Consider the following 14263-nt stretch of genomic DNA (forward strand, 5'->3'; position numbering starts at 1 on the left):
ACTTTCATTAGCAAACTCTCCTAAAGACATGATGGCGTTTAGGCTTATCTACTTTATTGCGGCTGTCCCGGTCGGATTTTAACTTTAGCGCGTATACTTAAAAAGGGCTTGAAAGTTTTTTGGCGCAATAAGTACCTGATAGAGTTTCTGTCTCATTACACTAAATAAAACTGAAAAATTTAAACGATACTCAGTAATTTGATCTGGGTTCCAAGGCCCTTGTGCATCACATATATGAAGCGATAATATATTGCACATGACCAAGTTTGCCCAAAATTCTTGTAATACAGCCTCTCCAGAAAAATTCTCTAACTCTGCTCCTACTTTGAGTCGTTTATAGCACTCCTCTATGTGCCACCTTAACACATAAGCTTTGCTCCAAAGTCTCGGTCAAAAACTCTGTTTCTCAGTTGGCTAATGTCAGCACTATAACTCTTACTTTCTGTCCTTTCATTTTATTTTTTAGCTTTTCATTTTCTAATATAAAATCAAAATCTAATTCGCCAGCGTTCCCATAGCTTACTATAATTTCTTTAATTTCTTTTTTGCAAGCGAAAAATAAAATCTACTTCCAAATTATAATGCTGCTGAATGAATTTTACTGAAGACGATCATAGATAAATAATAATTTCTCTTGATTTAATAAACGCATTTGAGTGATAACTTCGGGTAATTGCTCTGCCGCCAACGTTTGTTCACCTATATTCCAAGCTGCAAGACGAGCACTGCAAATCAGCGAAGTACACAAATCAACAAACAAATTGCCAATGGTGCCTGTTGTTCCATTTGGTTCAAACTCGGATACAATTTCCCCAGAGCTGGGTAATCTCATACCAGAACCATCTGCTGCAATAAGTCTATAGCCTCTCCAACTCAGGTTCATCCTGATAGGCTCTTTGGATGCTTAAATTCTTGAAAGCCTGTATGGCAAATCTTATATCTTGCTTTAGAAAAAGCTTGCTTTGAGGGTACATGTCAATGGCTCCATAAGTTCACATTCTATTCCCAAACTTTTTTTAACTAACTTTAAAATCATAGAAAATACTGTCGAAAAAGGAAGTTTTCTTGTTCGTGTAAAACTCAACACAATGGATTTTCTGAAAAGTTTTCGAGTATATTATATTTTTAATTTGTAGAATAAGGTTTTTTCCTTTTTGCATATTTCACCTAAAAAGGACACATTTTAGACTTCTTTGTTGAAATAAAACAGAAACAAAAGTGCTGTCCCTTGCACTCTTTGGATAATTTAATGATAAAAAATTTGGAGAGAAATTTTATACACTATCGCTGATATTTTTCCTTAAGTTGACGCCATTGCCTGAACGGATACAACTTAATTTTTAATCTGCAGGAGTCAAGTTGAGAATGTCCAATTTTCCACTTTCTTTATAGCATAACATACTTCAGCGCCTCTTGCTCCTCTTGAAGTCCAATGGGCTCACCACTTATGTGTAAATTAATCGTTAATGTTGTACACGTTCTTTTCTTTTTCTACTCTCTCTTGCTCTTCAATACAATATATAGCAAGCGGATTAGCTTTAAGTCTTTCGACTCCTATTTCTTCTCCTGTTCCATCGCAGTAACCATAAGTGCCTAATTTTATTTTTTCTAACGCCTCCTTAATTTTTTCTTTTCTATCTTTTCGACGCTTGATTAATTCCTCGTTTCCACTATCTTCATCAGAATAGTATGTATCAATACTATTATCTTCTAGTTCTTGTTTCTCTAACTCAGCGAGTATTGATTGTAACTTTAAGCTGAAGTATTCCAGTTGTTTTACGCTCATATATTCTTCATCTTCTGAAGGAGTGTAATCTTCTGGTGACTTTATTTTTGGTAACTTTTCCATAATTGCATTATCAAAAAAATAATAAAACCTATATAATTTATGAACAAAAAATTATACTACCTCAAAGTAAACACTATAATTTATAATAAACATTTAAAAGCCTAGTATGATCGACTCAGTAAAAAAATTAGTAATAGATGATAAGAACTTTACCTATATAGTATGTATTTTTATCATAATGTTAAGTTTATCTTCATTTACACTTAAAAACAACAATAAACAAGAAGTTATGTTAACATTAACATGGATATGTGCTACATTTGTTTTGCAGATTTCTACAAATAATTTGTTTACATCTGATTATCATGATGGAATATTAGAGCAAATCTTTGTACAGCCACTCTCTTCTAGGCTTATAGTTGCTTATAAAATTTTCGCTCACTGGTTATTATTTGGGTTACCGATTTCAGTAATTTCTTCCATATTCAGCTTTGCAATTCTAGGCAATAGTATTGAACACTCAATAGCAGTTGGAGTGTCTTTATTATTTAATACGCTGATAATCACTAATATTTCAGCTACTGGAAATGCATTGATGATTGGTCAAAACAACTTAGCATCAGGAGTATCGCAAATTCTTGTTTTGCCAATGATAATGCCAACCTTTGTGTATTTTAAAATGCTAACTCAATTTGAAAATTTATCCTTGAATATTTATACACTACTAATCACCATCTTAGTTTTTGTTATTTTGATTGTTAACAGCACCATAACTACTCACATGGCACTAAAATTTGCTGTGGAACAGGATTGAAAAATCTTACTGTTATTCAGTAGACTTCTTGCATAACCTAGAAAAAAGGCAAATAGTTATTATAGATTTAGGTTTATCGACAATTTGAAAAACCTTCATTCCAGCATCCTTCCCTGTCATCCAAGTAGCCCTTCGTTGTCATCCCAGTGTCAAAAACTGGGATAACAGCTAACCTGACAACCGTCATCCCGCTACTTGTTAGCGGCTAAGAGATACCGTGACGGTATGACGGTTCGCGGTGGCATGACGATAAGCCTCATCATCCCGCTACGTGTTAGCGCCGCGGCGGTATGACGATTCGCAGCGGCATGACGAGAAAGGGGCTACTTGGATGATACCTTTTTTCTACTTAGTTTGGGTTATGCAAGAAGTCTATTCCTTCATAAGGAGAAGTAGTTAAAGGAATTTACTCTATTTCTCCCTCTTTTTTTATTATTTTTAATCTATAGTTAACGTAAAAGAGATATGCAAAAACTCTATTGATCCATAGTCTGCAAATTATTAATAACACTTACTTTAAAGAACCTCACTTTACGCTGATCTTTGAGCGCTCTTCTGTGGTATTTTGTAAGAGTATAACTTGCGAAATCGTCTTCCCTATAGATTAAAGAGTTACACTGCTTTATATGTGATGCTATCCACTCTGCATAGTCCTGATGATCGGTTGCAATGAATATTTCCCCTGTTATAAGTATTTTTTTTGCTAATAAATTTAAAAATTCCGTATTAATTAATCGTCTTTTATTGTGACTTCTTTTTGGCCATGGATCTGGAAAGAGAATAAAGAATCTTTCAACACTGTTATCAGGAAAATTTGCAATCAATTCTCTTGCATCTTCTGTCCACATTAAAATATTTTTTATGTTCTGTATTTCTATGTTTGTTAGCAAGCGAGAAACCCCCTTTAAGTAGGGCTCACATCCTATAAATAATAGATCAGGTTCATTGAGCACCTGGTAAAGCATATTTTCACCGTTGCCAAAGCCTATTTCTACCCATATTCTTTTTTGTGAATTTACAATTTTCTCTATAGATTCCTTGCTGTTTTGAATAGAATATTTTTCCAATATTTCATCAACATCAGGTTTTAGCCTGGACCTTCTGGAGAACGATCTAATCCACTTGCTATTCTTAAATAGCATATTCTTGATACATATATAATTTTCTCACTATATTTTATATAGCTTAAACAATTCTCGAAATGAGTTAATGAAAAATTACTTGTCAATAATTGTTAATATTATATAATATATGAGTTCTAATAAAGTTTAAGTTAAAGGTATGAATAATAATAATCCAGTCGTAAATCTACCGGTTACTATCAGAAAGCTATCATCAAACAAATTTATAGAAGAGATATGTCAAGGCCAATTTGAGGATCAAGATAATACCTTGTTTGAAGATTCTTTTGTTAACAAAATTAAAGAAGGAGATGTGGTAGAAGGTGTAATTACAAGAATAAACCCTAACGACGTTGTGGTTGATATTGGTTTAAAATCTGACGGGAGAGTTCTGATCAAGGAACTCGGTTGTAATGATGAGGTCATTATTGGCTCGAAAATCAGAGTTTATGTGGAAAGAATTGAAGATTATCATGGTAATGTTGTTCTTAGTCGTGAAAAAGCAATTAGGGACGAAAAATGGAATAAGTTGGAAGAAGATACAGTTACAAGGGCTGAAGTAAGCGGAGTTATTAAACGCTCAATTAAATGTGGCTTTATTGTTGATCTTGGTGACGGAATAAGCGCTTTTTTACCGCTGAGTCATGTGGATTTGAAGCAAGTAAAAGATGCGAAGCACCTTATTGAAACTGAACAAAAGTTCATCGTGCTTAAAATGGATAAGAAGCAGGGCAATATTGTAGTATCAAGAAAGCTGGTGTTAGAAAAATTGCACGCTGGTGAAAAAATTAAATTTTTAGAATCTTTAAATGAAGGCGATATAATAGAAGGGAAAATAAAAAGTATCACTCATTACGGTGTATTTGTCGGTATTCATGAATCAGATGTAGTGGGAGTTATAGATGGATTGTTACATATTACAGATATCTCTTGGAGTAGGGTAAGTCATCCGTCTGCAGTTTTTACTTGTGGTCAGACTATAAAAGTTAAAATTATAAAAATAGATAAGGAAAATGCTAAAATTTCCTTGGGTGTGAAGCAGCTAGAAGATAGCCCTTGGCAAGATGCAGAGTCAAAATATCCAGTTGATAGTGTGCATAAGGGTTATGTAACAAGCATAGAAGATTATGGATTATTTGTTGAGCTTAGACCTGGAATTGAAGGTTTAGTGCACTCGTCAGAAATAACTTGGGTTAAGAGTAATTTACCAGTTAGTAGTCTCGTAACAAGGGGACAAGAAGTATATGTAAAAATTCTCAGTATTGACATTGCTAAGAGTAGGATGAGTTTAAGCATGAAAAGGTGTGTAGACAACCCTTGGCAAGTATTTATCAATAAATATCCTCCTGGTTCTATTGTTTCTGGTGAAGTGAAGAATAATACCGGCTCATATGTATCTGTTGCTTTCGGTGATTCTGAAATAGATGAGAACGTAGAAGGGACAATATATGTGAAAGATTTTAGTTGGTCTAAAAATGGTTCAGATGAGATAAAGAAGTATAATGTAGGTGATAAAATAGAAGCAAAAGTAATAAGGGCTAACGTGAATCGGGCAAGAATTTATCTTGGAATAAAACAAATAGAGTATGATCCTCTTGAAGAACTGATAAAGAAAGTTAAGGTAGGTGATAAAATACAGGTTATTGTAGATAAGAGAGAAGATAATGGACTAGTCGTTGAAGTTGAGAACGATGTAACCCTTCTAATAGATCAAGAGCATTTACCAGAGAATAAAAAATTCTCTATATCAGAAAAAATAGAAGTTGAAGTATTGGGTGTTGAAGAATATAACATAGCATTATCTGCTAAGTGATAAGGTTTACTTATTTTGGCTTCATATAAATGGCAACAAAGTCTGATATAATAGCGAGGGTAGCAAAAAGACATCCTTTTTTAGATAAGATTGTTATAGCAGCTATAGTTGATAGATTTTTTGGGATACTTTCAAGCACATTGAAACATCATAATAGAGTTGAAATTAGGGGGTTTGGTTCTTTTTCAGTTAGAAGTTATAACTTGAAAGAAACAAGCCATTTAATGTTACAGAAGTTTACAAAGAATCAATACTTTAAAACATATTTTCGTAGCAGTAAAAAATTATCTGATTTGATAAATGAATAAAAATTTATACCATAAATAAGATGAAAGTAGGGGTTTGAGTTTATACTGTACGATAGAAATTTTTAGCACCATATGCAAGTAGTAGAAATAGTTATACGTAATAACACATATAAAATATCTTGCGAAAGTGGGAAGGGGAATCATTTATTACGCCTTGCTAATAGTTTTGACAAGTTAGTTAGTTCTGTATCTCAAAAAACTGGAGGTAAGGGTTCGGATGCATTAAATTTCTTACTTGCAGCACTAATTCTTGAGGATAAAATTTTAGAATTAACAAAGCGATTAGATGAAGTAAATCAAGAGCGCGAAAAGTATAGAAACGAGAAAAGAATAGAATATACTGAGGTACTAGATAAGGTAAATAAGATTATCACTAATCTTGAGTGCATAAAGGATTAGCTTCAATAAAGCAAGCAATTAAATTGACTATCTGACTATTCAAGCCAGGAGGGAGGTTTGTCTTACGAGTTATGTAACAATATAATTCGTAATCATCAAGATCAACTATTTTTTCGTATTCGATTAGTTCGCTTAAGGAAAATTTATCAAGATATTTCAATGCGAAATGCCCTAAAAGTATATCGGTTTCTTTGCAACCCCTATGCCAGCTTCTATATATTAATTTTCTTCTGAGTAGTGAGGTATCTGTCATTACAATTAAACTTTTTTTAATTTAAAAGTTAAACTAAATACTTGTCAAGCGAGGCGCATTTTAATATACTTAACATTTTGTTAAGATCTAAATATACAGGTGGAATTAATTTCTAATCTTATCCATCAATTTAGCGATGGAATATATTATTTTTTATCATTTTCTTTAATAATTTCTGTCATAGTATTCGTGCATGAATATGGGCATTATGTTGTTGCCAAAGCATGCAAAGTTAAAGTTGAATCTTTTTCCATAGGTTTTGGTCCTGAAATTTTTGGTTTTAACGATAAGTCTGGAACTAGATGGAAATTAAGCGTTGTTCCATTGGGTGGTTATGTTAAAATGCTAGGAGATACTAATGCAGCGAGTGTCCCAGCTGATCAACAAGAATTAACGGAAGAAGAAAAATTGTATTCATTTCATACAAAACCGCGTCATAAAAAAGCAGCAGTAGTTTTTGCAGGGCCTTTTGCAAACATGGTATTTGCTGTTATAGCTTTTACAATATTTTTTAGCATAGCAGGTTATTATCGCACTCCACCGGTGATTGAAAATGTAATCGAAGGTAGTGCAGCTAAGCAAGCTGGTTTGTTGCCAGGTGACACTATTACACAAATCAATGAGCATAAAATAAAATACTTTGAAGATATTTCACGTGTGATAATGTCGAATCCTAAAACAAGAATGGAGATTGAGTATAGCAGAAATAATGAGAAGCACAGGACCAGTTTAACTCCATTAATAATCAAGGACAAAGACGTTTTTGGCAACACAATAGAAAGAGAAACTATAGGGATTATTTCAGTCAATACATTAAAGCAGTCGTCTTTTCTTGGGGCTGTGAGCTTATCAGTAAGTGAAACTTACCACACTATGTGCTTAACGATTAAAGCTATCTTTCAAATTATTGTTGGTAAGAGGAGTGCAAGTGAAATAGGTGGACCAATAAAAATCGCAAAATATTCAGGACAATCAGCTAAAAAGGGATTTATTATGGTTCTATATTTTATGGCAATCATTTCAGCTAATTTAGCTGCAATTAACTTGCTGCCAATACCACTGCTAGATGGTGGGCATTTATTTCATTATATCATAGAAGCGGTTATACGTAGGGATTTAAGCTTGAAATGTCAAAAATATGCAGCTATTTTTGGTGCTTTAGTGTTGTTTTTGCTTATGGCAACTGGAATGTCAAATGATATTAGGGATCTTTTTTGAAATAAAATATGAAAAAGCTATTTTATATACTGGTAGTGGTTTTTATTTCTTTTCCTGCCCTGCTTGTTGCTTTAGGAACTGCGGAAAAAGTGCAGGTGAAAGATGTCAAATGTATTGGTAATGAGAGGGTAAGCAACCAGACAATAGGGTTCTATATAAAACTAAAATCTGGTGATTATATAAACGACGATGATATAGACTCAATTATAAAAGATCTATATAAAACAAAGTTATTTGCTAGTGTTAATGCTTACATAGATGATAAAAAAAATTTAGTAATAAAAATTCAAGAAAATCCACTGATTAACAAGGTAGTGTTAAAAGGCAATAAGTTATTTAACAGCAAAGAGCTGCTAAGTAATGTGATTCAATCAAAGTCGCTAACTATTTTAACTGAAACAAAATTGCAAAACGATTTAGTGAATTTAGTCACTACTTATAGAAATAACGGTAAGATTGGTGTTAAAATTGAATATGACCTGAATAAGCTTGATGGCAATAGAGTCAATCTAATTTTTAAAATAAAAGAAGGCAAAACCTCTAAAATTAAGGATATAAGATTTATAGGCAACAAAAACTTTTCTGAAAATGAGCTAGAGCAAGTTATCAAAAGACATAGTAATGACATATTTAGTAAGTTATTTAGAGCTATTTTTAAAGGCGGAAATCATTATTCACCGCAATATCTATTGATTAACACAGAATTGCTCGATCATTTTTATTCATCTAAAGGATATATTCAAAATAATATTCAACCAATTGTTGAGGTTGATAATAACAATCAAACAGAGTTAACTTTTTTGATTGACGAAGGACAGCAGTATTTATTTGGAAATAATGAGGTTAATATTGAAACTGAAATTCAGGATTTGAGCCTAAAAGAAGAAATATTGGATTTTATAACAGAGGAAAACGATAAGATATTTAATAGAGTTAAAATTAATAATGCAGTAGAAAAAATAAACAAATATTTAAATGAGAAAGGATATATATTTGCAAAAGTTAATCCAGAGTATGCACAACGTGACAATGTTGTAGATGTAACCTACAGAGTGCTGCCGGGTAAAAAGATTTATATAAATCAAATTACAATTGATGGTAACGATCGCACTTTAGATAAAGTGATCAGAAGTAAGCTAAGTGTAGCAGAAGGTGATGCGTACAATATATCTGAGATTCAAAAGTCACGTAAAAAACTAATGAGTAGTGATTTTTTTGAAACAGTGAAAGTAAATAGTTATGCAGTTAATGATAATGCAGTAAATCTTGACTTAAGTGTTAAAGAAAAAAACACTACTTCGTTGTATTTGGGAGGAGGTGTGTCTCTTCCTGGTGGAGCATTGATTAAAATTGACCTCAAAGACCGTAATTTATTTGGTACTGGAAAAGAGCTCTCTTTTGCTCTTGAAAAAAGTCAATACGTATTTTCTACTGATTCAGAGTTTGTTGAAAATAATTTTAACGATTCTGATACGTCACTAGGCATGGGTGTATTTTATGAAAAACAAGATAAACCAAACACTACTTTTGATAGTTGCGATATGGGATTTTTTACAAAGTTATCATATAAAGTCACAGAGAACTTAACTAATTCCCTTCGCTATTCTTATAAGTATAATCATATACACATGGATAATAAGGGTGGACAAGACACCGATATCTCTGAAATAATACTGGACCGAAAAGGTAAACATCAGATTTCATCAGTGGGATACACGTTGGCATATAATAAACTGGATAACCTCTATACTCCAAAAGAAGGGTATTTACTGCGCTTAAGTCAGGATATTTCAGGATTGGGAGGAAACGTGAATTTCCTGAAATCTGAATTCTTATCTTTTTATACGCACCCTATATTAAGCAAAATTGACGATGATATAACGCTACGCTTTAAGATGGCGGCAGGTCATATTTTTTCTTATACTGATGAAAATCTAAACATTGGCCAGCACTTTTTTCAAGGGGGTAATGAGATTAGAGGGTTTGACCTTTCCGGTATTGGACCAAGAGCAGAAGACAAAAATAAAAGCTCATTAGGAGGCAAAACTTATTTTAATCTAACACAGCAAGTGGATTTTCCTCTACCAAAACTATATGACTATGCTGGTATCAAAGGCTCACTATTTGTTGACTATGCAACACTTTTTGGCTTAGATGATAAAAATAAGAAGTATGAAGGGAAATACTATGATAGCAAGCTTGTGAGAGTGTCACCAGGTTTTGGCTTTTCAATGCTTTCTCCTTTTGGTAGACTTAGATTGGATTTCGGGTTTCCTTTAGTAAAGGAATCTTATGATATAATACCATCACCAAATGTTAAATTTTCTATTGAAGCGGGGATTTGAATGAAATATATACAGTTATTTATATCAGTTATTGCCTTAATTATTTCCTTATTTGTGGGGTATAAGTTTGTAGGATATCAACCTCAGAACACAAAGGCTGCAATTATCGATAGTGAAAAAGTCATCAATGAATCTCTTGCTCTGCAAAATATACAACAACAAATAAAGGAGCAGAATTCTAGATTACAACAAGAATTTGAAAATGAGTTAGAAAAACTTAAGCCATCAAAAGAAGAATTTGACCTTTTGTCAGAAGAAGCAAAAAAGGAAAAGACAGGACAATTTAATAAGCACACTGTAAATGTTAGAGATAATTATGCTAAAAAAATGTTACATTTAGAAGAAAGCTATAGAGAAGCAGTAGAGAGTGTTTTTAACAAGATAAAAGAAGTCGCTAAAAAAACGGCAGAAAAAAACAACATAGATTTGGTACTATTTATTTCAAAAAAGAACCAAGTTTTATACTCCATGGATGAAATTGATTTATCAGATGTGGTATTAAACAATATAAACAAGGAAATACCTGAATTTGCTTTAAAAGGCATTGAATAGACTTATGCAATTTAATATCAGTGATATTATAAAAACACTACCACATTCTTATCCGTTTCTCTTAGTAGATAGAGTTATAGAGTGTGATCCTGGTAAAAGTATAAAAGCAATCAAAAATGTGACTTTCAATGAGCCATTTTTTATTGGCCACTTCCCTGGTCATCCGATAATGCCAGGAGTCTTGATAATTGAATCTCTAGCTCAGGCATCTGCTATATGTGTTCTAGGTAAAGAAACAATAGAAAATAAAGTTGTTTACTTGAGATCCATTGAAAATGCAAAATTCAGAAAGCTAGTTACTCCAGGGGACACATTGATTCTTCAAGCTAACATTCAAAGTGTGTGTTTAGGTGTATACAAATTTAGGTGTATTGCATCTGTTAGCGAAGAAAAAGTTGCAGAAGCAACAATCTCAGCAGTATTGCAAAATAAATAAAATCTTCATCTGTAAGAAACAGCATGTACACTTTATAGTATAGCAATGAAGCTGAATTTCAAAATCTCATTTTCGAATCTATATACTCGCAATGGATTAACAAAATTAGATGAGACATTTTTGAATTATATTAAATCATGTGATGAGAGCTTGTTTTGTTCATTAATTGAAGCAAGAGAAAAAGCAGCTTCTTCTTCGATGTCATCCCAGTGTCACCTCCCATCATCCCAGTGTCACCCCCCGTCATCCCAGTGCTTGACACTGGGATCTAGAAAACAAGAAGAACGGTCAGCTACTTGGATGACAGATAGCCAGCTCATTATAGACCTCTCATATTTACTTGATGAATTTATTGCAAAACTTTTTAATGTTGAAAAAGAAATAGAGGAGCTAAAGAAAAAGCACAACGACTTTGCTGTAATATATAAGTGCAAAAGATTATTTGTCCAACGCTATGCATTGAAGAAATACACTAATGTGGCGAATATAGATATTACTAACAAACTAAGTCATTTTCTCACTTTGCCAACAACAGAAAAAAATTTTGCTGAGCAGGTGATGCATTGGTTTGAAGATAAAGAAAATCACAAAGAGGAAATAGAACTTGCGGCACAATATGCAGTGTGGAGAGTAAAAAATAAACAGAGTATATTATTTAGCATACATAAAAAAATTGACCACGAAAACCTCATACCATTTTCTAAAAAAGAAGTAGACAAAGTTGAAGTGCTGTATTCAAATGAAGTAAAAAGACGATACGGTTTTGACCTAACAAGTGAAAAGGCTAGTTTAGATAAAGCATTGGATAATGCTCACTACTGCATATTTTGTCATAAGCAAAGTAAGGATAGCTGCTCAAAGGGGCTAATTAATGATGACAATACTTTCAAAAAGTCTCCACTTAGAGTTGAACTGCACGGCTGCCCACTAGAGCAGAAAATATCAGAAATGAATCTGGTGAAAAGCGAAGGGTACAGCATAGCAAGTCTTGCAATTGTGATGATAGATAACCCATTATGCGCGGCTACTGGACACAGAATATGCAATGACTGCATGAATTCGTGCATATATCAAAAACAAGAACCCGTAAATGTGCCAGCAATTGAAACAAGGATTCTGGATGATGTGCTCAGTTTACCGTACGGATTTGAAATATATTCTCTGCTCAGCCGTTGGAATCCTTTAAATTTTCAGCGTTCATTGCCAAGAGAAAACACCGGAAAAAACGTTCTAGTTGTAGGCCTTGGTCCTGCTGGTTTTAATTTAGCTCATCATTTGTTGAATGATGGGCATAACGTTATCACCATTGATGGACTAAAGATTGAACCTTTGATCGATAATTTCCAGCTAATTAAAGATTTCAAACACGAAAAATTGAGTGAACGCACGGCAGGAGGGTTTGGTGGGGTGGCAGAATATGGCATTACTTCTCGGTGGGATAAGAATTACTTAAAGATTATTAGATTACTGCTGGAAAGACGTGAGAATTTCGTACTTTATGGAGGCATTCGTTTTGGTGGCACGATTAATGCTGATGACGCGTTCAACTTGGGTTTTGATCACATCGCCCTAGCACTTGGCTCTGGTAAGCCACGAATGATCAAAATAAAAAACATACTAGCTCGTGGAGTACGCATGGCATCTGATTTTCTGATGTCGTTACAACTGACTGGCGCTCTTAAATTTGATTCTATAGCAAATCTGCAAGTTCGTATGCCGATAGTTGTCATAGGGGCGGGGCTTACTGCGATTGACACTGCCACTGAAGCTTTAGCGTATTATCCAATTCAAGTAGAAAAATTTCTTCTTCGTTATGAGATATTAGTTGATAAGTATGGAAAGGACTGTGTTGAAAAAGATTGGACAGAAGAAGAGCGCAAAATTGCGAATGAGTTTATATCGCACGCACAATTGATCCGAGAAAAGCAAAAGTTAGCAAAAAAAGAGAATAGAGAAATAAAAATATTAGAGTTAATGCAGAGCCTCGGGGGAGTGAAAGTTATATATAGAAAAGAGCTAAAAGATTCACCAAGTTATCGATTAAATAGCGAAGAGGTGCAAAATGCACTGTCAGAAGGAATTTACTTTATTGAAAACTTAGAGCCAGTTGAAGTTGTGACGGATAAATATAACCATGCTGAATTAATAAAACTGATAGACACAAAATCCGGCGAAATCAAACGTATAAAAGCACGTTCTATTTTTATAGCAGCAGGTACTGAGCCAAATACAGTTATTGCAACAGAAGATAAAAAGCATTTTAAATTAAGTAATGGGTATTTTACTCATTTGAATTCATCAGGAAAAGAAATAGACCCAATATTTTCTCCTAAAATGCAAAATAAAGATAGAATATTAGTGTATAAGCAAGGCAATAAAACAATCAGCTTTTTTGGTGATCTTCACCCTTCGTATAGTGGCAGCGTCGTGAAAGCTATGGCAAGTGCTAAAAACGGCTACCCTATTATTTCTCAGCTTTTGAGTGGAGTTAATAGCTTCGTTTCTGTCATTCCAGTGTGTGATGTTGTGGGCCAGAAAAAAAATGCGTGGTCAAGTGTTGAAGACCTGGCTAATAAAGAATTATTTAATAGAATCAAAGAGCAATTCACTGCAAAGGTTATAAAAGTTCAATATTTAACAGACAAAGTTGTGGAAATAGTGATCAAAGCACCACTTGCGGCAAAGAATTTTAAGCCTGGGCAATTCTTTAGATTGCAAAATTTTGAAACCAATGGCAGAAAAGCCAATAATACAAACCTTGCTATGGAAGGTATAGCTGTAACCGGCACTGAAGTAGACAAAAAAAAAGGAATTATTTCCACTATTGTGCTGGAAATCGGCGGCTCCACTAATTTATGCAGACACTTAAGAGAAGGCGAGCAAATAATTCTTATGGGCCCAACTGGCAGACCTACTGAGGTTTACTAAGTCTCAATATTAAAGTGATGCCAAATTTTATTTCAAAAAGTAAATAATTTACTAACGCTCGTGCACAAATTAAAAATAAATTATGCACGAGTGTAGCGTTATGAATTAGGAGTGCTATATTAAAGCTTACCTCACTATTAAAGCTATCGGTCAGATTAGATTAAAAACCTAATCTGACCGGTTTCTCTATAACCCTCTAAACTCTGATATAATTATATGATAATTAGTTTAATTAGTGGTTAATATGCAAATTGATTTTATTCATATATTGAGATAGCATAAACCAT

General features: G+C 33.4%; 12 protein-coding genes and 1 pseudogene. 9 read left to right on the forward strand and 4 right to left on the reverse strand.

Annotated elements, in window-relative coordinates:
- Positions 1-7: 7 nt before the first annotated feature.
- Positions 8-1160 (reverse strand): annotated as a pseudogene (locus tag R0F62_RS01955) (transposase).
- A gap of 296 nt (positions 1161-1456) precedes the next feature.
- Positions 1457-1849: a TraR/DksA family transcriptional regulator gene (locus R0F62_RS01960; protein WP_010963040.1), complete on the reverse strand. Its 393-nt coding sequence runs from the start codon at positions 1847-1849 to the stop codon at positions 1457-1459.
- A 106-nt stretch (positions 1850-1955) separates the two neighbouring features.
- Between R0F62_RS01960 and R0F62_RS01965 the strand changes: the two genes are divergently transcribed.
- Positions 1956-2603 carry a heme exporter protein CcmB gene (locus R0F62_RS01965; protein ID WP_010963039.1) on the forward strand — a complete coding sequence of 216 codons (648 nt, stop codon included), beginning with the start codon at positions 1956-1958 and terminating at the stop codon, positions 2601-2603.
- A gap of 476 nt (positions 2604-3079) precedes the next feature.
- Here R0F62_RS01965 and trmB read toward each other — a convergent pair whose 3' ends face one another.
- Positions 3080-3745, reverse strand: a complete 666-nt coding sequence (gene trmB / locus R0F62_RS01970; protein WP_274979322.1) for a tRNA (guanosine(46)-N7)-methyltransferase TrmB — start codon at positions 3743-3745, stop codon at positions 3080-3082.
- Positions 3746-3884: 139 nt separating this feature from the next.
- On the opposite strand from trmB, the gene R0F62_RS01975 reads away from it, so the two are divergent.
- From R0F62_RS01975 to R0F62_RS01985, 3 genes are all read left to right on the forward strand, one after another.
- The gene (locus tag R0F62_RS01975; RefSeq protein WP_274979323.1) at positions 3885-5537 is read left to right on the forward strand and encodes a 30S ribosomal protein S1; all 1653 of its coding nucleotides are present in this window, start codon (positions 3885-3887) and stop codon (positions 5535-5537) included.
- A 29-nt stretch (positions 5538-5566) separates the two neighbouring features.
- Positions 5567-5845 (forward strand): HU family DNA-binding protein, encoded by a 279-nt coding sequence (locus R0F62_RS01980; RefSeq protein WP_010963035.1) that lies wholly within the window; start codon positions 5567-5569, stop codon positions 5843-5845.
- Between the two features lie 72 nt (positions 5846-5917).
- Complete coding sequence (locus R0F62_RS01985; RefSeq protein WP_010082086.1) at positions 5918-6244, forward strand: cell division protein ZapA; 327 nt, start codon at positions 5918-5920, stop codon at positions 6242-6244.
- Here R0F62_RS01985 and R0F62_RS01990 read toward each other — a convergent pair.
- On the reverse strand, positions 6219-6497 hold the full coding sequence (locus tag R0F62_RS01990; protein ID WP_006279484.1) for an FAD assembly factor SdhE: 279 nt from the start codon (positions 6495-6497) through the stop codon (positions 6219-6221). The two genes, R0F62_RS01985 and R0F62_RS01990, sit on opposite strands and share 26 nt — an antisense overlap.
- 99 nt (positions 6498-6596) lie before the next feature.
- Here R0F62_RS01990 and rseP point away from each other — a divergent pair, with 99 nt between their 5' ends.
- The 5 genes from rseP to R0F62_RS02015 are packed head-to-tail and all read left to right on the forward strand — an operon-like array spanning position 6597 to position 13976.
- On the forward strand, positions 6597-7715 hold the full coding sequence (gene rseP, locus R0F62_RS01995) for an RIP metalloprotease RseP (protein WP_010082085.1): 1119 nt from the start codon (positions 6597-6599) through the stop codon (positions 7713-7715).
- A gap of 8 nt (positions 7716-7723) precedes the next feature.
- On the forward strand, positions 7724-10060 hold the full coding sequence (gene bamA / locus R0F62_RS02000; RefSeq protein WP_274979324.1) for an outer membrane protein assembly factor BamA: 2337 nt from the start codon (positions 7724-7726) through the stop codon (positions 10058-10060).
- Positions 10061-10612 (forward strand): OmpH family outer membrane protein, encoded by a 552-nt coding sequence (locus R0F62_RS02005; RefSeq protein ID WP_274979325.1) that lies wholly within the window; start codon positions 10061-10063, stop codon positions 10610-10612.
- Positions 10613-10616: 4 nt separating this feature from the next.
- Complete coding sequence (fabZ, locus tag R0F62_RS02010) at positions 10617-11048, forward strand: 3-hydroxyacyl-ACP dehydratase FabZ (protein WP_010082082.1); 432 nt, start codon at positions 10617-10619, stop codon at positions 11046-11048.
- A gap of 45 nt (positions 11049-11093) precedes the next feature.
- Positions 11094-13976 carry an FAD-dependent oxidoreductase gene (locus R0F62_RS02015; protein ID WP_317051397.1) on the forward strand — a complete coding sequence of 961 codons (2883 nt, stop codon included), beginning with the start codon at positions 11094-11096 and terminating at the stop codon, positions 13974-13976.
- Positions 13977-14263 lie beyond the last annotated feature (287 nt).

Origin of the sequence: Wolbachia endosymbiont of Drosophila aff. chauvacae BK-2020 (genome assembly GCF_032848195.1) — a bacterium.
In the GTDB taxonomy this organism is placed as follows: domain Bacteria; phylum Pseudomonadota; class Alphaproteobacteria; order Rickettsiales; family Anaplasmataceae; genus Wolbachia; species Wolbachia pipientis.

Coding starts and splice junctions, on each gene's coding strand:
- R0F62_RS01960 (WP_010963040.1), bottom strand. CDS start 1,849: ATGGAAAAGTTACCAAAAATAAAGTCACCAGAAGATTACACTCCTTCA.
- R0F62_RS01965 (WP_010963039.1), top strand. CDS start 1,956: ATGATCGACTCAGTAAAAAAATTAGTAATAGATGATAAGAACTTTACC.
- trmB (WP_274979322.1), bottom strand. CDS start 3,745: ATGCTATTTAAGAATAGCAAGTGGATTAGATCGTTCTCCAGAAGGTCC.
- R0F62_RS01975 (WP_274979323.1), top strand. CDS start 3,885: ATGAATAATAATAATCCAGTCGTAAATCTACCGGTTACTATCAGAAAG.
- R0F62_RS01980 (WP_010963035.1), top strand. CDS start 5,567: ATGGCAACAAAGTCTGATATAATAGCGAGGGTAGCAAAAAGACATCCT.
- R0F62_RS01985 (WP_010082086.1), top strand. CDS start 5,918: ATGCAAGTAGTAGAAATAGTTATACGTAATAACACATATAAAATATCT.
- R0F62_RS01990 (WP_006279484.1), bottom strand. CDS start 6,497: ATGACAGATACCTCACTACTCAGAAGAAAATTAATATATAGAAGCTGG.
- bamA (WP_274979324.1), top strand. CDS start 7,724: ATGAAAAAGCTATTTTATATACTGGTAGTGGTTTTTATTTCTTTTCCT.
- R0F62_RS02005 (WP_274979325.1), top strand. CDS start 10,061: ATGAAATATATACAGTTATTTATATCAGTTATTGCCTTAATTATTTCC.
- fabZ (WP_010082082.1), top strand. CDS start 10,617: ATGCAATTTAATATCAGTGATATTATAAAAACACTACCACATTCTTAT.
- R0F62_RS02015 (WP_317051397.1), top strand. CDS start 11,094: ATGAAGCTGAATTTCAAAATCTCATTTTCGAATCTATATACTCGCAAT.